The organism is Novosphingobium lentum NBRC 107847 (assembly GCF_001590965.1).
Taxonomy (GTDB): domain Bacteria; phylum Pseudomonadota; class Alphaproteobacteria; order Sphingomonadales; family Sphingomonadaceae; genus Novosphingobium; species Novosphingobium lentum.
Map to the genome: position 1 here is coordinate 41,931 of NZ_BCTW01000003.1, position 17,847 is coordinate 59,777.

Genomic DNA, 17,847 nt, shown 5'->3' on the forward strand with positions numbered 1-17,847 from the left:
GTTCAGGCCCCCAGCTTGGTGCGTTCGAGCAGCAGGATTTGCGCATCCATGTAGCTGCCACCCGACCCGCCGATGATGGCGCGCTCGCAATCCTCGACCTGCCGCTTCGACGGTGCGCGGTGGAGCAGCTGGCGGATGCCTTCGACCAGCAGCGCGGTGCCGCCGCCGACGCCGGTGTGCCCTGCCGAAAGCAGTCCGCCGTTGGTGTTCATCGGCAGCTTGCCGCCGGGATCGCCGTTACCGGCCGCAAACCAGCGCGCGCCTTCGCCCTTTTCGGCGATGCCGATGCCTTCAAGCGCGATCGTGGTGACAGCGGCGTAGCTGTCATAGATTTCTGCGATGTGGGCATCGTGGGGACCCCAGCCGGACTGGTTCCACGCGCGTTCCGCCGCCAGCGGCCAGCCGAGCACGGCCTGGTCGGCTTCCTGGCTGAGGCAATAATGGCTAACGCAGCCGCCCGATCCGGCGACGCGCACGCCGTGGCTGATCCCGCGACGCCGCGCGTTGCCTGCGCTGGTCATCACGAAGGCGCAGGCGCCATCGGCCATCGGCGGGCATTCGTAGCTGTGCAGCGGATCGGCGACCATGCGCGAGGCGAGGATCTGCTCGACCGCCAGCGGCTTGGTGTAGAACATCGCGTTTTCGTTGAGGTTGGCCCAGTTGCGCAAGGTGACGCAGACCGAAGCCATTTCCGCCGGCGTGCTGCCCGATGCATGCATGTAGCGCCGCGTGATCATCGCGCCGATCGCGTTGAACTGGATCCCGGTGGGCAGTTCCCATTCGCCGGGGATGCCGTTCTTGGACAGCATCGTGATCATCTCGTTGAGATCGGCCGAACCCCAGCGTTCGCACTGCAACACCAGCACGTTCTGCGCGTGGCCCGTGGCGATCAGGCCATGCGCCGCGCGTACCGCGTTATCGCTGGTCGATCCGCCCGAATGGACCATGTAGCTCGATTTGGCCGAGCCGTGGATGCCCAGTTCCTCGACCATCCGCGAGAACACCAGATCGGCCTGGTCCGCCGCGCCATGCAGGTTCGGGATCAGCAGGATGGTGTCGATGTCGCGCGGGACCATGCCGGCGTCGTTCAACGCCAGGATCGCGACGCGCGTCAGCGCTTCGATGAAGCCGCGGTCGGGGAACTTGCCGGTCGGGATTTCCCCGATGCCGACGAACACCGGATCGTTGTCCGCGTTGGGCGTGACGTGAAGCTGCCAGTTCTCGGCCATGCGATCAGCCCTCCATCCGCCGCCGCTTGGCGAGCATCGTCTGCAAGAAGGTCATAACTTCGTCTCCCGACTGGTTGCGGACCGAATACTCGACCGCCAGCGTTCCATATTTTGGCCCCGTCGCGTCCACCGAGGCGACCGTCGCGACGACATGCAGCGTGTCGCCCGCAAACACCGGCTTGGTTGCCTTCAGCCCGGTGATCTCGACCAGCGCGACGATGGCGTCGCCGTAAAATCCGCTCAGCCCGACGAGCCCGACCGCCAGCGAGAAGGTCAGCGGACCATGCGCGATGCGCTGGCCAAAGCGGTTGCCGGCCATGAACGCGGCGTCGGTGTGGAGCTGGTAGTGATCGCCGGTCAGTCCGGCGAATGTCGTGATGTCGCCAATATCGACCGTGCGGCCGCGCGTGGTCATCACATCGCCGGATTCGAAATCCTCGAAGCATTTATCCTGCGGATCGGAAAAGGTACGCGCTGTCATGATACCGCCACAGCCATCTCACCCTCAAAAAACAAGCGTTTGTTTTCTACGTTGACCTGCGTGACCTGTCAAGCGTTGCGCGTTGGCAAAAGTACAGAATTTCCTAGGCGAGAACCCCGCCCAGCAGCGTTCCGGCCATCAGTTCGCCAACCTCGTGAGGCTTCAGCTGGCCGTCGGGTGAAAGCCATTCGGGCGTCCAGTTGAGCGCGCCGAGGATGCTGAGCACCGCGATCCGCCGGTTGAGATCGGCGCGGAACTGTCCGGTCGCCATGCCCTGCTCGATCACCGAGATGAAACAGCGTTCGTATTCGCGCCGCCGCTCGATCGCCAGCGGCAGGTTGTCCGGTCCCAGGAACCGCCACTGGTGGAACACCACCAGCGATCGTTCGGGATTGTCCGCGACCACTTCGACATGCGCGACGATCATCGCGCGCAACCGCTCGATCGGAGAGCCGGTGGCCCCGACCATCGGTTCGACCGCAGCGATGAAGCGGTGAATCCCGTCGCTGACGATATCGACCAGCAGGGCTTCCTTGCTGGCGATGTGCGCATAAAGGCTGCCGGGCAGCACGCCCACCGCGTTGGCGATGTCGCGCATCGAGGTGCCGCTGAAACCCTGCTTGCCGAACAGGCGCACCGCCACATCGCGAATGGCATCGCGCGGTCCCGATGGTACTTCGACAGGCTTGGCTTCGTTCATGATCTTGTCCGGATTTTCGCAATCAGCAGCATCTGCCCATCACAGGCCCATCGATTTTGCAATGATACTTCGCAGGATTTCGTTGGTTCCGCCACCGACCATGCCGTGCTTGGCCTCGCGGAAATAGCGTTCCATGTGATATTCGGGAAGCTGCGCATAGCCGCCCAGCGCCTGCATGCCGTTGAACGCGATCTGGAACAGCGTCTTGGCCGCGAACAGCTTGGCCTTGGCGACATCGCCGGCAGCCTTTTCCCCGCGCGACAGCTTGTCCGCCGCATAATACACCATCAGCCTTGCGGCGGAGAGTTCGGTCTCGTCGTCGGCCATGCGGTGCTTGAGCACCTGGAACTGCGACAGCTTCTTTCCGAACGCCTCGCGGTCGGTCAGGTAACGCTTGGTGTCATCCAGCGCGGTGCGCGCGTTGCCGACTTGCGAGGCGGCGATGCTCAGCCGTTCCAGGTCGAGATGTTCGCCGATGTACTGCCAGCCTTTGCCCACTTCGCCCAGGATGGCGCTTTTGGGAATGCGCAAGTCGTCCATGAAAAACTCGGTCGTGCCCAGGCTCTTGCGCACCAGGGTGTTCATCTTCTTGATGTGCAGGCCGGGCGTATCGTTGGGCACCAGGAACAGGCTGAACCCGCCGTAGCGGTCCTGGCTGGTGCGGGCGAGGATGGCGATGGTCGTGTCTGGCAAATGCGCGCCCGAGCACCACACCTTGTTGCCGTTCAACACCCACTCGTCACCTTCGAGCCGCGCGGTCGAGCGACCACCGGCCGCGTCCGAACCCGATTGCGGTTCGCTGATCGAGATCGAGAACTTGGATTCGCCGCGCAGGAACGGCGGGATATAGCGCTCCTGCTGTTCGGGCGTGCCGTGGCGACAAATGTTGGTGACGGTGAACATCGATGTCATGATGCAGGCGGCGGTATCGAGGCTGTACTTGCCGATGCCTTCGCAGAAGATCGCGAACATCACCGGATCGGTCGCCATGCCGCCCAGTTCCTCGGGAATGAGCAGGCCCAGCCAGCCCATTTCGCCCATCTTGCGGTAGACGTCCTCGGGAAATTCGCGCGAAAGATCGTGTTCGAGCGTATAATCCTGCCCGACTTCATTGACCATGAAGTTCTGGACGACATCGTTCCACATGCGCTGTTCGTCGTTGAAACCGAAATCCATCGCCTGCCTCGATCGTGTGTATCCCTGCAAACCGCCGCGAAGCAGTGGATTGCCCCTAAAACAAACGTTCGTTATGATAACCCCGAGACCGAGTCAATCGGGATGAGGAGTGATACATGCACGCAGCCGCGCAACGTCGCGCCGATCTGGCAACGCGCTTTCCCGTATGGGAATCGTTGACCATCAGCGGCGCGCTCGATCGCGCTGTCGCGACATATGCCGAACGTCCGCTGGTCATTACAGAATCGGGACAGTGGAGCTATCGCAATATGGCCGACTGGTCGCGGCGGATCGCGTCGGGGATGATCGCGATCGGGCTGGCGCCGGGCGATCACGTTGCGCTCGATCTGGCCAACTATCCCGAATTCGTCGCGTTGAAATTCGCGATAGCGCGTGCGGGCTGCGTCTGCATTCCGTGCAACTTCATGCTGCGCGGAAGCGAGCTGCGCTACGTGCTCGAACAGTCCGATGCGAAGATGCTGGTCACCATGGACCGTTTCCGGGGGCATGATTATCTCGCCGACCTCGTGCGGCCTGCCGCGCTGGCGCATGTCGTGGCGTTTCCTACGGGTGAGGGCGCGTACAGCGGCAGCGCCAACCTCACGCTCGCCGCGCTTGAAGCCGCCGCCACGCCCGCCAGCGATGCGGAACTTCTCCGGCGTGAGTCGGTGGCCGATCCCGCTGGCCTGTCCGACATCATCTACACCTCGGGCACCACGGGCCGCTCAAAGGGTGTGATGCTGACGCACGATATGGTGATGCGCGCGGCGTTCTCGTCCGCAGTGACGCGCGCGTTCGAGGATGGGCGGCGCATCCAGTTTGCGCTGCCGATGTACCACGTGTTCGGCTATGTCGAATGCCTGATCGCGACGATGTTCGTCGGCGGTGCGATCCTGCCGCAGCTGGTGTTCGATGCCGCCGCGATGCTCGATCTGGCCGAAACCGCCGGGGCCAGCGAAATGGTCTGCGTGCCGATGATGACGCACAAGCTGATCGACCTGGCCCGCACGCGCGGGTTCGATTCCAGCCGCTTTGTGTGCATGTTCAACAGCGGCGGCACCAACGTTCCCTCGGTGTGGGACGATATCGTGGCCGTGCTCGGCGCGCGCGAAACGGTCACCGCTTACGGCATGACCGAAACCACCGCATCGACCACCTGCACTTTGCCCGAGGATGGGCGCGAACGCCTGCTGGCAAGCAACGGCGCGCCCAAGCTGCCGAGCGTGGCCGGTGACCCGGCGCTGGGCGGGCGCGTGGCGGTCTATCGCGTGATCAACCCGGTTTCGGGTGAGGAGATGCCGCCCGGCAACGAGGGCGAACTGGTGGTTCGCGGACCGATCGTGACCAAAGGCTACTACCGCAAGCCCGAGGAAACCGCCGCCGCCTTCACCTCCGACGGTTGGCTGCGCACCGGCGATGTGGGCCGGCTTTCCCCGGACGGCTATCTTTCGCTGACCGGGCGGATCAAGGAAAGCTATCGCTGTAACGGCGAGATGGTGATGCCGCGCGAGATCGAGGAACTGTTCGACGATCACCCGCACGTGGCGCAGGCGCTGGTCGTGGGCATTCCCGATCCGCGTGTCGGCGAGGCGGGTTGCCTGTGCATCGTGCCCCGGGACGCAGTGGATGCCGATCCCGCAGCGCTGCTCGCGCTCTGCCGGGAAAAGCTGGCGCGGTTCAAGGTTCCCCGGCATGTCGTGGTGCTGTCACCAGAGGAGATTCCGCTGACGATCACCGGCAGGCCGCAGAAGTTCAAGCTTGCCACGCTTGCCGCCCAACGTGTGGCGACAAAGACCGCTTCCGCTCAAGAAACAACCCTGACAGGAGAGACCAGATGATCCTCGAACGCGCCGAAATCAACGTCAAGGACGGCCAGGAAGCGGCATTTGCCAGCGCCATGGATACGCGCGGGCTGGCGATCCTGCGTGCGGCGGCAGGGTGTCATTCGGCCGTGCTGGGGCGCGGCGTCGAAAACCCCGGCAAGTTCATCCTGCTGCTCGAATGGGATTCGGTCGACGCGCATGTTGCGCTGACCAAGACGCCCGCGTTCGACGAATTCAAGGCGCTGGTCGGCCCGTTCTTCGGCGGACCGTCGAACATGGAACACTTCGATATGGGGTGATGGCAGCGGAGCGGCAGGGGCTTCAGTTCGGCCCCTGCCGGCCTTGCGGCCTATTCCTCGACGATCGTGATCGCGCGTTCCGGGCAGGATTTCATGCCCAGCAGCGCGGTCTTTTCCTCGCCCGCCGGAACCTCGATTTCGCTGCCGCGATCGACGTTGTAACCGTCGTCGTCCAGCCGGAACACGTTGGGCGCGTACTTGGCACAGCGGCCATGGCCGGTGCAGTTTTCGTCGTCGATTTTCATGCGCATCGTTTTCGTCCCTCTCCGATTTTCGGCCGGTTAGCCCTTCAGACGCGACAGCAGATCCACCGCCGCCAGCGCTTCCAGCCCGAGGCCGAGGCTGAGGCCTTCGTCCATCAGTCGCTTGTATTTCTGCGTCAACGCGACCCGGGCATAGCGCAACGCAAGGTCGGTCTTGCCCGCGAACATGTGCGCGATCTCCAGCGCGCGGCCCAGCACGTCACCCGCCGGATGCACTTCGCCGACCACGCCGTGCGTCAAGGCTTCCGCCGCCGTCAGTTCCTGATTCATCAGCAGGAAATAGCGCCCCCGGTTGGGGCCCAGCACATGCGTCCACACCACATGCGCGCCGTCGCCCGGCACGATCCCGCCCACGAAGTGCGGGGCATCCTGGAAGATCGTGGTGTCCGCCGCGATCACGATGTCGGACATCACCGGGATTTCCGGATGGATGCGCGCCGGCCCGTTGATCGCCGCGATCACCGGCACTTCGATGTCGAGCAGGTTGCCCAGCAGTTTGCGCCCGTCATAGAACGTGTGGTCCCATTCGGCGGGGGTATTCAGGCTGAAGCTGGCAAAGTCGATCACGTCGCACCACACATCGCCCGTGCCGGTCAGCACCACGACGCGGTTTTCGCGGTCGGCGCCGATATCGGCAAAGCAATAGCCCAGTTCCTCGTGGCTTTCCTCGCTCCACACGAACGGGCCGCCGCCGGTGTGGAACCGCACCAGCAGGACGCCGTCGTCGTGGCGTTCGAACACGATGTTGCGGTAGCGATCCTTGTAATCCGCAAGGCGCGGGGCCAGCCGGCTCATGCGATCACCATACCAGTTCGAGGCTGCGCATCGAGCGCAGGAACCCGGTGACATAGGTTGGCTCGGTCCCGGGCTTGACGCTGAATTCGGGAATGCGCTTCAGCCATTCCTCCAGCGTCGCGGTCAGTTCCACGCGCGCCAGGTTTGAGCCGATGCAGCGATGCGGGCCGACGCCGAACGTCGAATGCGGGATGCCTTCGCGGCGCACGTCGATCTTTTCCGGTTCGTCCATGTGACGCGGATCGCGCGAGGCGGCGGCGTACGTGAGCATCACGAACTCGCCTTCGGGGATCGTCGTGCCCGAGACTTCGACGTCGCGGGTGCAGGTACGGCCCAGCGCCACCACCGGCGGAAAGAACCGCGCATATTCCTCGATCGCGTTTTCGATCAGCGAGGGATCGTCGAGCAGCAACTGCCGCTGGTCGGGATGCATGGCAAGATGGTGGATCGCCGAGGCCATGACGAATGTCGTCGTGGCAATCCCGCCGAAGGTCAGGTCGACGAGGATGCTGACTTTATGCGCCCACGGCGATTCGGTGCCGCCTTCATACGTCACGCCGGCCAGGATCGTGTCGATCAGATCGCCGCGCGACGGCTGCGTCTTGCGCCATGCGAGATGCGTTTCGAGATAGGCGAACACTTCGCCGAAGTACTTGCCCCGGACTTCGGGATCGGGCGCGAACGTGCCTTCTTCCACGCCGTTCACCAGCATCGCCAGATCGTCGATCGGCAGGCCCAGGATGTTCTTGAAGAACGCCCAGCCGGGCAGCAGCGCGCCGAATTCGGAGATGAATTCGCATTCCGCGCGATCGATGAACTTGTCGATCAGCGCGTTGACGTCGTCGCGCACCGGCTGTTCGTAACCGGCCACCGTCCTAGGGCTGAGGTGCGGGTTGAGCACGTGGCGCCACTTGGTATGGATCGGCGGATCCGATTCCTCGGGCATCAGGTAGGGCAGGCCTTCGGGCCGGTTGGGCATGTAACCCTTGGCCGAACTGAACGTGCGCCAGTCCTGCGCCGCGCGCCGCACGTCGTCCTGCGTGTTGATGAGGTAATACCCCCGGCCGACCCTGGAATGGACCACGGGGCACTTGCGCACCATGTAGTTCAGCGTCTCGTCGAACTTGTCGTTGAAGGCAGGATCGTCGAGATCGAAATCGTTGACCAGATCGCGGCCGAAGCGCGCGATCATCTCATCGTGCGACGGGGCTTCAAACACCTCGGCCGACGGGGCATCCTCATTCATGGTTGCGCATCCTCACGTGTTCTGTTAGCCCAAAACAATCATTTGTTTTTACGGTAGCCGCAGCCGATCCGTCAAGCGCAATGCGCAGCCTTCGACGAATTTTACGCTATAGCCATGCCGTACCGACCCTGACCCGAGACCGACGGAGCGATGATGCAGGCCCCACCAACCGCACAAGCAGCTGCCGACGCAACTGCCACAACAACCGGCAGCCGGGATTCGATTGAACAATATCCCCTCCCGCCGAGCACCGTCGATTCGCGATCGTATACCGATCCGGCGCAGTATCGCCGCGAAATCGAGAAGGTGTTCCATTCGGCCTGGCTGCGCGCGTGCCCGGCATCCGACATCGCCAATCCGGGCGACTGGTCGGTGTTCAGCGAGCTTGACCAGTCGATCGTCATCGCCCGGCAGGACGATGGCAGTGTGCTGGCGTGGCACAACGTGTGCCAGCATCGCGGCGCGCGGCTGGTCGCCGGCGAATCCGGCCATTGCGAGAGCGGGCGGTTCACCTGCCCGTGGCACGGCTTCATCTACGACCTGACCGGCAAGCTGCGGTTCGCGCCGATGAAGACCGCGTTCGATCCCGATCGCATCGCCGCCTTGCGCACGCCGCCGGTGCGGGCCGAGGAATACGGCGGGTTCGTGTGGCTGTGCCTGTCATCCGACACCAAGGACCTCAAGACCTACCTGGGCGACATCGGCACCGAGCTGGACTGGTTCGGGCTTGAGACGTTCGACGTGCGCTATCGCTTCGATCTGGTGCTCGACGCCAACTGGAAAGTGGTGGTCGATGCGTTCAACGAGACGTGGCACGTGCCGTTCACGCACCAGGCGACGCTGTCCGAGATCGTGCAGTGGGGCAAGGCGCGGCTGCGCATCTGCGATCCGCACAGCTGGATGACGATTCCCGTCAAAGGCCTGACCGACCGCCATCCCGACGATGCCGATCACCGCGCCTCGCACATCACGCATTACCTTGCGTTTCCCAACACCATCTACAGCAACTTTCCCACGCACCTGCAAACCTGGACGATGTGGCCGGCCGGACCGGGCAAGACCCATTTCGTGGCCTATGGCATGGTCGGCCCGTGCCCCGAAGGCATCAGCGAAGAAAAGTGGGTGCGGCAGAACGATCGTGATTGGCAGAACTTCCAGGACGTCGCGTCGGAAGATTGCAACATCATCAACGGCTGGGGCACCGTCGCGCATTCGCTGGGGCAGGGCGAATACCTGTTCAACACCGCCGAGGGCCGGCTCACCGCGTTCCATCGCGAGATCGGGCGCCGCACAGCCGCAGGCGCATGACGCGCACCCTTGCCGTCGCGCTGGAGTCGTATCCGCTGATAACCGGCGACAAAGTGCGGTTCAGCGATACCGATCGCTTCGGCCATGTCAGCAACGCGGTGTTCGGCGTCTATCTTGAAACCGCGCGATCCGAATTGCTGCATGGCGATGCCGACGATCTGGCCGATCCGGGCTGCCACTTCGTACTGGCCCGCACCGAAATCGATTACCTGCACGAACTGGTCTGGCCGGGCGAGGTTTCCACCGGGCTGCGCATCCTCAAACTGGGGCGCTCGTCGCTGACGGCGGAGCAGGGGCTTTACCAGCACGGCCACCGCTGCGCGCAGGCGACCAGCACGCTGGTCCAGGTCGATCCCGCAACCAAATCCGCGCGCGAACTGTCCGAAAGCGTTCGCGCGCGGCTGGGTTTCTACTGCGAAAATTGATCAGGCGGCGGTCATCCCGCCGTCGATCACGTGTTCCATCCCGGTGATGAACGAGGATTCGTCCGACGCCAGGAACATCACCAGATTCGACACTTCGCTGGGATCGGCCAGTCGCTTGAGCGGAATCATCGACAGCGCCTCGCCACCTTCCTCGTCGGTTGCGGCAGCCATCATCGGCGTGCGGATGTAGCCGGGGTGCACTGAATTGCAGCGTACGTTGTTGGGGCCGTATTCGATCGCGACCTGCTTGGTCATCCCACGTACCGCGAACTTGCTGGCGACATAGGCCAGGTTGGGCGACCCGTAGACCGCGACCATGCCCGCGATCGAAGAGATGTTGACGATCGATCCGCCGCCTGCCCGGATCATGCCCGGCAACACTGCCTGCATGCCCAGGAACACGCCGAGCTGGTTGATGTCGCACACCGTCTGGAAATCGGCCTGCGCGAGTTCGGTGGTCGGCGCGATCTTGCCGATGATGCCGGCATTGTTGACCAGCACGGTCACCGTGCCGAACTTCGCTTCGGCCTTGGCCAGAACGTCGGCCCATTGCGCGGCATCGGCGACGTCCTGCTTCACGAAGATCGCATTCTCGCCCAGGCTGTCGGCCAGCTTGGTGCCTGCCGTATCGTTGACGTCGGTCAGGATGACCTTGGCGCCTTCGGCCACGAACGCCTTGGCATGCGCCTCGCCCATGCCCTGCGATGCACCTGTGATGATCGCAACTTTTCCTTCGAGCCTACCCATGTCCCATCCTCTGGCGAATTGTTTGAAGCGTGGATTGTGCACCATGATGCGCAAAAAACAAGTGTTTGTTTTATAGTGGGGCGTCGCGTCAAACGCCTCACTCAACCGAAGCTGTGCTTGACCGTCACGGCGCCCGGCGTTCGCGCAAGGCCGGCGCGACTTTGGTGGCGTAAAGTTCGATCCCTTTCATCACCGCCGCAAAGGGCAGGCCGCCGACGTCGGCTTGCCCCAGGAAGCGGGTGATGCCCATCATTTCGCGCATCAGGGACAGCTTGTCGACCACCTGTTGCGGGCTGCCCGCAACCAAAGCGCCCATCGGCGAGAGCATTTGCGCATAGATTTTCGGCGGCATCGGCCCGCGAAACAGGGGCTCCAGATACGCGGAATAATAAGGATAGAACCCGACCTGGGTGTCGCGCTCCGATGCCGAGACATGCAGGTGCGCAAAGGCTGCGAGATGCCGTTTCGGCGCGTTGGGGCCAATCGCGCGGTGGTAGGCCTGGGCGACTTCGGCATAGTCCCGCAAGTCGCCGCCGACCATCGGTATGGCCAGAGCGTAGCCCATTTGCGCGGCGCGTGTCACGGTTTCGACCCGCCCGGCGCCGATCGATACAGGCAACACGGCTTGCGCCGGTCGCGGGGCGATCTCGGCATCGACCAGCGGCGGCCGGAACCGGCCCGACCAGCTCACCCGCTCGTTGCGATTGAGCAGGTCGAACAATTGCAGCTTCTCGATGAACAGCGCGTCGTAATCCTTGAGATCGTATCCGAACAGGGGGAAGTTCTCGGTAAACGCACCGCGCCCGAAGATGATTTCGACCCGGCCTTCGGATACCAGATCGGCGGTGGCGAATTCCTGGAAGGTGCGGACCGGGTCGGCGGTGCCCAGCGAGGTCGAGGCGCTCGTCAGGCGGATGCGCTTCGTCACGGCGGCCATCGCTGCGATCTGGGTGGCGGTGGCGGAATTGACGTAGCGCAGCGTGTGGTGCTCGCCCACGCCGATGATGTCGAGCCCTGCGTCATCGGCCAACCTCGCCATCTCGATCATCTGGCGCATGCGCTCGACCGGCGTCGTCTTCCGGCCGGTGATCGGATCGGTCACCAGATCGCCGAAAGTGTAGATCCCGAGTTCCAATGCCTTGCCTTTCGCGTGAACCGTCACCGCATTGAGCACGCTGCCCGATGAAGGCCCTAGCGATGGGCAGGTTACCCGGCCGTTCCTGGCCGGACAACTGCGCGCTCGGTCGCAGGAATGGTGCCGCAACGGAATGGGACGAGCGGCACCGAACCGCTGCAGGTCGAGGGGATGGGACAGTGGCGCAAGCGATCCAGCGGCGGGCGTATCGGCAGGCGTTGCCTTGTGGCTGAGGCGGCGCACGTCGAGAGCGCGGATCGCCTGCAGGACCGGGTCGCGATCGTCACGGGTGGCAGTTCCGGTATCGGCCTTGCCATCGCGATGCGGCTGGTCGCTGCCGGGGCGGCGGTAATGATTGCCGGCCGCGACGCCACGACCGGCGCTGCCGCGCGGCAGGCGTTGACGCGATCGGGCGGCGCGGCCGAATTCTTCGCGGCCGACGTAAGCAGCGAAGCGGCGGTGACGGAACTGGTGGTGCAGACGGCGGCGCGGTTTGGTGCGCCGACGCTTCTGGTCAACAATGCCGGGCCTTCGGGGGACGCGTTCGGGCTGGGGGCGGTCCACGAACTTCCGGCAAGCGCCTTTGCCGATGCCATGAACATCGGCGCGATGGGTGCGCTGTATTGCTGCCAGGCGGTTCTGCCGCACATGATGGCGCAAGGTGGCGGCGCCATCGTCAACATTTCGGCGATTGCAGCGGCCCGGGCGATCCCGCTGATGGGGGCTTATGCGATGTGCAAGGCCGCTCTGGAAGCGCTCGGGCGGCAAGTCGCCAACGACTATGCGCGCCACGGGGTTCGCTGCAACAATCTGGTGGTGGGCACGGTCAGGCCCGGGCCGGGCGACGTTTCGACGCTGCCGGCCGGGTTCGATCACGCCTCGCTCGACCGCGCCGTCGCGGCGACGACCATGGCCGGGCGGGTCGGCAGCTATGCCGAGGCGGCCGAGGCTGCGCTGTTCCTGCTGTCTGATCGCAGCCGGTTTATCACCGGCGCCAACTTGCCGGTCGATGGCGGTGCGATCGGCAAGCTTGCCTACCCCGATTACAGCGATGCGATGGCCGGGGTGGGCGGCAGCGGCGAACCGTCCCCAAACCCCCAAACAGAAGGCCAGGCGTGATGTGGCGAGCAACCTTGCTGCTGCGAAAGCGCAGCGATGTTCCGGCGGGCGTGTTCCAGCAGGCCTGGCTCGATACGATCGCACCGGCGCTGGCCGCAGCCGCATCCCGCGATGGTCGAACGATCCGGGCGATCGTCAACGTGGCCCCGGCAACGATCAGCGGCGCACTGCGCGACGTGTTTCCGCCCGCGTTCGACGGCTTGTTCGAACTGTGGTTCGATGAACCCGCCGCCGCCGTCGCGGTGCTCGAGATGCTGCGCGCCGATGCAGCGCTGCGCGACCTGGCCCTGCCGGTGATCGACGGGGCGGCTGGCGTGGTCTGGCTGGCGCAGGCGTTTCCGGTCAAGCCGGAAGCAGGCTCGGCGGTGAAGTTCCTGGCGGGCGGGGACGTGGCGGAGGGCGTTCCGCTGGATGTGGCGCAAACGTATTATCGCGACGAGCATCCCCGCGTGGCCCGGACCGCGCCACAAGTATGGGATCCCCTGACGCGCTACACCCAGTTCCATGGCAAGCCAGCACCGGTTGTGCCGAGCATCGAGTGGCTGGCTGCGGGTCGTTTCGTGCCGATGTGTTCCGACATGGGGTTTGCCCAGATCGGCGATTTCCTGAAGGTCTACGGCTCCGAAGAATACGCGCGGATCGTCCGCCCCGACGAGCAGAAGTTTTCCCGCCCCGGCGAGATGCTGTCGTTCATCAGCGCGGAGGAGCGGGTGCTGTTCGACAGGGACGCCGGCGGCGTGGCCGTCGAATCTTGACCGGACTGTCCGGCAACACGTGCCAACTTTGGGAGGAACATATCGCATGATCCGCAAGACATCGAAATCCGCCATCATGGCCGCGATCGCAATGTGTGCGGCGTTGCAGCCGTTCGGCCTGCAGCCATCCATTGCGGCTTCGCCCCGGGCGGGTCGCGCGGTCTGGAACCGGCCGGCAGACCTCGAGGCTATCCGCTCGATCGAAAACAGGATGGCGGATACGGCGAATGTTGATGGTCTTGGCAACATCGTGTCCGATCAGGCGGTGCTGGTGGATGCCTATGTCCCCGCCGTCAGTCGCGGACGGGCCGCCATTCTCGAGGCCTATCGCAAATATCGCGAGACGCTGGCCGGGAGCAAAGGCCGGTTTACCGAGATGAGCGTGATCTCTACGCCCGGGTTTGCCTGCAGCGCATCGCAGATCCGCTTCGATGTGCCCGCACCGGGACATGGAACGACGCCTGCCGAATACCGCAAGCTGGACGTGTTCAAGAAGATCGGCGGTCGTTGGCAGCTGATCCAACAGCATATATCCCAGGCGATCGACCGGAAGACCGGCATGGTTGCAGCCGGGCCGCTGCCCGTTCGCGGCCCGCTGGCATGGAATGCCGCGTCGCTCAGCCGCAAGGCGATCGATCCGGAGGCCGCACGCCAAGGCATCGTCGACTGGACCGATAGCGCGCTGCGCGAAGTCGGGCTGGAATCCGCGATGAAATTCTTCGCCCCCGGTCATGACGTCCTGCTGTACGGCGAGTTCAATCCCGGCAACATCCGCACCCGCGCGGAAGTCACCGGGTATTATGGCCCGCTGTACAACAGCTTTTCCGGCCTCCACGTCGTCAACCCGCTGTACGAGGCGGATTCCGATGGGCTGCTCGGCGCGCAGATCGATACTCAGGACATCGTCATCGACATGAACGACGGCTCGCGACCGCGCCTGTCGATCCGGCAGAGCGATTGTCTGCGGCAGTACGACGGCAAATGGCAGACGTTCATGGAAATGGTCTCGTACCCGGTCGACCGCGCGACGGGCAAGGCGATGATGCTTTCGCCCGATTTCAAGACGCGATGACCGCAACGTCCGCCGTGCACAAAAGGGGATAAGGATTGGCTGCCGTCGCACAAGACTTAACCGCGTTCTGCGACTGGCTCGACGCGACCGGATGCCTCGGGCCGCATTGCGCGGTGGTGGGCATCAAGCAGCCCAAGACCGGCTTTTCGGCGGATACCCTGCTGCTCGAAATCGCGACCGATGCTGGCCCGGTCGACATCGTGTTGCGGATCGAGCGGATCGGGCGGCACATGTTCCTTGATTCATCGATGGAACGCCAGGCGCGAATGATGGACCTGCTGGCGCAATCGGGCGTGCCTGTTCCGACCGTGCTGGGGTGGTCAACAGACCTGTCGATCGTGGGTGCGCCGTTTCTGGTGATGCGCGCGTGCGCCGGGGTCTCGTTGCCGCAGCATCCCAGCTATCACGTTGCCGGCCCGTTGATGGAGCTGGCGCCATCGCAAAGGGCGCATGCCTGGAACGACGCGCTGGCGGTCATGGCGCGGATCAACCGGATCGACTGGCGTGCCGGGGGCGGTTTCCTGATGGAACCCGCTTACGGCGCGCCGGGCCTTGACCATTATCTGGGCTGGATTTCGGCGTGGCGGAACATGGTCTGCCCGGCGGGGCATGCGGTGATCGACGCGGGCATCGCGTATCTGCGCGACAACCAGCCCAGCGGGACGCCCGCCGAGCTGTTGTGGGGCGATTCCAACGCCGGCAATTTCCTGTTCGGAGCCAATGGCGCGGTGACAGCCGCGCTCGACTTCGAGGCCGCAGCAATCGGTCCGGCCGAAATCGATCTCGGCTGGTGGTTCGTTGTCGAACGGATGCTCGCCGCTGGCCATCCGCTGCCTGCAGGCATGCCCGATCGCGCGCAGCAGATCGCGCAGTTCGAAAGCGCGCTGGGCCGCTCTGTGCAAGATTTGCCTTACTACGAGGTACTGGCGGCGCTGCGCATGGCGCTGGTCATGGCGCGGACGGGCGGCCTGCTCATCCAGTCCGGCGCGCTGGCTGCCGACAATCAGGTCGGGCTGTACAACCCGGCCGCGACCATGCTCGCCGCGATGATCGACAGGACGCACGACGATCGCCTCGATCACTATTTCGCCATGGTGATGACGATGAACGCGCGTTGACGACGCCATGCGACGGTAGGCGCCACTGGCCGGGGAGGGCTCTAACTGGCGGCGCAGTCGCGGTCGCCGTCGATGGCGGGTTCTCCACACGCTGCGCAGGGAGCGCGTGCCAACCCCAGCGCTTCCACTTCTGCCGCGATAAGCTCGCGCTGGCGGTGGGGGGGCCATTCCGCCGGATCGTACGTGGCTTGCGTGGCAAGGCCCGAGACGACTACCAAAAGCCGCCGCGCCTGCGTCTCGCGCAATGCGGCGTCTTCCAGTCCCGCCTGCGCCGCGATCAGTTCGGCGAACAGCGCGCGCGCTTCGCGGCCGCGCAAGCGCTGTTCGGCCATGAATTCGGGATCGGCCATCGCCACGCCCCAGAACGCGAACCATACCTTCCAGTTGTCGCGCCGCCGCCGGTCGAGCGGCATGATCGCTTCCAGGCAGGTGGCAAGGTCCGCACCGCGCGCCCGGCGGCGGCGCGCCAGTTCGATCGTTTCCTCCATCGCCAACCGGTACGTTGCCAGCGTCAGTTCGCGCTTGTCGCGGAAGTAGTGCGACACGATTGCGGTCGAGCACCCGGCCTCGCGCGCGATGGCGCGGATGGTGGTGGCGGCGGTGCCCGATTGCGCGATCAGCCGCGCGGCAATCCGCGTGACCTGCCGCCGCCGCGCAACGTGATCGACGATCGCGGGCATGGCGCGTGCCTCAACTGGCCGACAGCGGCCCCTCGGCCGTGCCGAGGTACGTGTCGAGCGTCTGGTGCATGTGGCGAATACGCGATTCCTGATAGTTGGCGAACGTCGCGCCGCGCTTTTTCGAACCCTTCATGCCTTCCTGCATCCAGCCCATGTTGCCGGTGTCCTGATCGTAGATCTCGCCCAGCGCGGGATCGACGCCCGGCACGCTCGAATAGCTGTCGTCCACGCCGATGCGAACGGCCTCGACCGGATCGGGCCGCCCGCCCGCCGGGATCGGCGCGAGCAGCAGCAGGTCGAACAGCGCCTTGTCCACGTCCGTCCCCAGCGGGCGGAAGCGGTAGACGATCGGGAATGACGGGGCGAGGAAGAAGTGGCCGTTGGGGAACGCGAAGTAGCCCACGGTATCGATGATCTCGCTGATCGAGCGATCGTCGACATCCTTGCCCCCGGCCTTGATCACGCCCTTGAAAAAGCTGGCCATGACGGCGCGCGCGTTGCCGTCCTCGGGTACGGTCAGCGCATCGCCGATGCTGGCGCGATCGCCCAGCACCATAGTGTCGATGATCTCCTGCTGGCTGACCCCACCGCCCGTCGTCGGGCTGGCCACGCCCGCCAGGCTGAACAGCCGGTTCACGTGCGGCGTGAACGTGTCGTACTGGGTGTTGATGTCGCCAGTACCCTTCTGCAGCTGGTAGTGCGTGACCGGCGTGTGATAGCTTTCCATGAAGGCTTCGGACGCCACCTTCCAGTTGCACGGTAGCTCCTTCTGCACGTGCAGCGCGACGTAGCGATCGGCCAGATCGGCGTGCGCGGCGTGATCGGGCAACGGGGCGAGGTACTCCTCCAACGGCATCGCGTTCTCGTCCAGATTGACGAACACGAACCCGGCCCACACGCTCACGCGGGCTTCGGGCAGGCGACTGTTCGCCTTGTCGACATGCGGGAAGTCCCAGGCGCAGGGCAGGTCCTCCAGCTCGCCCTCGAGGTTCCAGGTCCAGCCATGGAACGGGCAGGCGAGCCTGGGGCTGTACCCTTCGGTGAAGCTGGGCTTCAGCTTGGTGCCGCGATGCAGGCAGGCGTTGTAATAGGCCTTGATCTCGCCTTGCGCGGTCCGCGTGACGATGAGCGAATACGGTCCGATGTCGTACACATAGTAATCGCCCGCGTTGGCGATGTGCTCCTCGCGGCAGGCCCACTGCCACGTGCGCGTCCACATCCGCTCCATCTCCAGATCGAAGAATTCGCGTGAGGTGTAGCGCTCGTAGGGAATGTCGCGATCGCCAAGGAAAGTGTAGGCGTCGAGCTTGTAGGAGGCTGGCTGGCGGTCGGCATCGCCATCGGCGCGGATCACGTCCTGCACAGCAGGGGCGCCGGGGCAGCGTGCGGAGCCGGGCGAGCCAAAGCGTTCGGGGGCATTCATGGCCACTCTCCCAAGTGTCTGTTGTCTCAAGAATGCCACCGCCATTTATTTCC

19 protein-coding genes are annotated in these 17,847 nt (G+C 64.5%); 8 read left to right on the top strand and 11 right to left on the bottom strand.

Going from position 1 to position 17,847, the window contains the following annotated elements:
- Nucleotides 1-2 precede the first annotated feature (2 nt).
- From NL2_RS02985 to NL2_RS03000, 4 genes are all read right to left on the bottom strand, one after another.
- Entirely contained in the window at nt 3-1,229 is a 1,227-nt protein-coding gene (locus tag NL2_RS02985) for a thiolase family protein (RefSeq protein ID WP_068071567.1), read from the bottom strand.
- Between the two features lie 4 nt (nt 1,230-1,233).
- Entirely contained in the window at nt 1,234-1,710 is a 477-nt protein-coding gene (locus NL2_RS02990) for a MaoC/PaaZ C-terminal domain-containing protein (protein WP_068071569.1), read from the bottom strand.
- Nucleotides 1,711-1,813: 103 nt separating this feature from the next.
- Nucleotides 1,814-2,410, bottom strand: coding sequence for a TetR/AcrR family transcriptional regulator (locus NL2_RS02995; protein WP_068071571.1), 597 nt, complete (start codon nt 2,408-2,410; stop codon nt 1,814-1,816).
- Between the two features lie 39 nt (nt 2,411-2,449).
- Nucleotides 2,450-3,586: an acyl-CoA dehydrogenase family protein gene (locus tag NL2_RS03000; protein ID WP_068071573.1), complete on the bottom strand. Its 1,137-nt coding sequence runs from the start codon at nt 3,584-3,586 to the stop codon at nt 2,450-2,452.
- A gap of 116 nt (nt 3,587-3,702) precedes the next feature.
- Between NL2_RS03000 and NL2_RS03005 the strand changes: the two genes are divergently transcribed.
- Complete coding sequence (locus tag NL2_RS03005; RefSeq protein WP_068071575.1) at nt 3,703-5,424, top strand: class I adenylate-forming enzyme family protein; 1,722 nt, start codon at nt 3,703-3,705, stop codon at nt 5,422-5,424.
- Nucleotides 5,421-5,708 carry an antibiotic biosynthesis monooxygenase family protein gene (locus NL2_RS03010; protein WP_068071577.1) on the top strand — a complete coding sequence of 96 codons (288 nt, stop codon included), beginning with the start codon at nt 5,421-5,423 and terminating at the stop codon, nt 5,706-5,708. The genes NL2_RS03005 and NL2_RS03010 overlap by 4 nt, the downstream gene beginning before the upstream one ends.
- 50 nt (nt 5,709-5,758) lie before the next feature.
- Here the strand turns inward: NL2_RS03010 and NL2_RS03015 are convergent, their stop codons facing one another.
- Genes NL2_RS03015 through NL2_RS03025 form a run of 3 tightly spaced genes read right to left on the bottom strand, consistent with a single transcriptional unit; the run spans nt 5,759 to nt 8,012 of the window.
- The gene (locus tag NL2_RS03015) at nt 5,759-5,953 is read right to left on the bottom strand and encodes a ferredoxin (RefSeq protein ID WP_218006084.1); all 195 of its coding nucleotides are present in this window, start codon (nt 5,951-5,953) and stop codon (nt 5,759-5,761) included.
- 36 nt (nt 5,954-5,989) lie between these two features.
- A complete protein-coding gene (locus tag NL2_RS03020; RefSeq protein WP_068071581.1) occupies nt 5,990-6,766 on the bottom strand; it encodes an enoyl-CoA hydratase/isomerase family protein in 777 nt (258 codons plus the stop codon).
- A 4-nt stretch (nt 6,767-6,770) separates the two neighbouring features.
- Nucleotides 6,771-8,012, bottom strand: a complete 1,242-nt coding sequence (locus NL2_RS03025; RefSeq protein WP_068071583.1) for a cytochrome P450 — start codon at nt 8,010-8,012, stop codon at nt 6,771-6,773.
- 153 nt (nt 8,013-8,165) lie between these two features.
- On the opposite strand from NL2_RS03025, the gene NL2_RS03030 reads away from it, so the two are divergent.
- Nucleotides 8,166-9,320, top strand: coding sequence for an aromatic ring-hydroxylating oxygenase subunit alpha (locus NL2_RS03030; protein WP_218006085.1), 1,155 nt, complete (start codon nt 8,166-8,168; stop codon nt 9,318-9,320).
- On the top strand, nt 9,317-9,745 hold the full coding sequence (locus NL2_RS03035; protein WP_068071587.1) for an acyl-CoA thioesterase: 429 nt from the start codon (nt 9,317-9,319) through the stop codon (nt 9,743-9,745). The genes NL2_RS03030 and NL2_RS03035 overlap by 4 nt, the downstream gene beginning before the upstream one ends.
- On the opposite strand, the gene NL2_RS03040 is transcribed toward NL2_RS03035, so the two are convergent.
- Nucleotides 9,746-10,492 carry an SDR family NAD(P)-dependent oxidoreductase gene (locus tag NL2_RS03040; protein ID WP_068071590.1) on the bottom strand — a complete coding sequence of 249 codons (747 nt, stop codon included), beginning with the start codon at nt 10,490-10,492 and terminating at the stop codon, nt 9,746-9,748.
- A gap of 124 nt (nt 10,493-10,616) precedes the next feature.
- A complete protein-coding gene (locus tag NL2_RS03045; protein WP_157083006.1) occupies nt 10,617-11,627 on the bottom strand; it encodes an LLM class flavin-dependent oxidoreductase in 1,011 nt (336 codons plus the stop codon).
- A gap of 225 nt (nt 11,628-11,852) precedes the next feature.
- On the opposite strand from NL2_RS03045, the gene NL2_RS03050 reads away from it, so the two are divergent.
- Genes NL2_RS03050 through NL2_RS03065 form a run of 4 tightly spaced genes read left to right on the top strand, consistent with a single transcriptional unit; the run spans nt 11,853 to nt 15,691 of the window.
- Nucleotides 11,853-12,746 carry an SDR family NAD(P)-dependent oxidoreductase gene (locus tag NL2_RS03050; RefSeq protein WP_169799457.1) on the top strand — a complete coding sequence of 298 codons (894 nt, stop codon included), beginning with the start codon at nt 11,853-11,855 and terminating at the stop codon, nt 12,744-12,746.
- The gene (locus NL2_RS03055; protein WP_157083007.1) at nt 12,746-13,501 is read left to right on the top strand and encodes an EthD domain-containing protein; all 756 of its coding nucleotides are present in this window, start codon (nt 12,746-12,748) and stop codon (nt 13,499-13,501) included. The genes NL2_RS03050 and NL2_RS03055 overlap by 1 nt, the downstream gene beginning before the upstream one ends.
- 46 nt (nt 13,502-13,547) lie before the next feature.
- Complete coding sequence (locus NL2_RS03060) at nt 13,548-14,573, top strand: YybH family protein (protein WP_068071598.1); 1,026 nt, start codon at nt 13,548-13,550, stop codon at nt 14,571-14,573.
- 35 nt (nt 14,574-14,608) lie between these two features.
- On the top strand, nt 14,609-15,691 hold the full coding sequence (locus NL2_RS03065; protein WP_084355819.1) for a phosphotransferase family protein: 1,083 nt from the start codon (nt 14,609-14,611) through the stop codon (nt 15,689-15,691).
- Nucleotides 15,692-15,732: 41 nt separating this feature from the next.
- Here the strand turns inward: NL2_RS03065 and NL2_RS03070 are convergent, their stop codons facing one another.
- Nucleotides 15,733-16,371, bottom strand: a complete 639-nt coding sequence (locus NL2_RS03070) for a TetR/AcrR family transcriptional regulator (protein ID WP_068071603.1) — start codon at nt 16,369-16,371, stop codon at nt 15,733-15,735.
- Nucleotides 16,372-16,381: 10 nt separating this feature from the next.
- A complete protein-coding gene (locus tag NL2_RS03075; protein WP_068071605.1) occupies nt 16,382-17,794 on the bottom strand; it encodes an aromatic ring-hydroxylating oxygenase subunit alpha in 1,413 nt (470 codons plus the stop codon).
- Between the last annotated feature and the right edge of the window lie 53 nt (nt 17,795-17,847).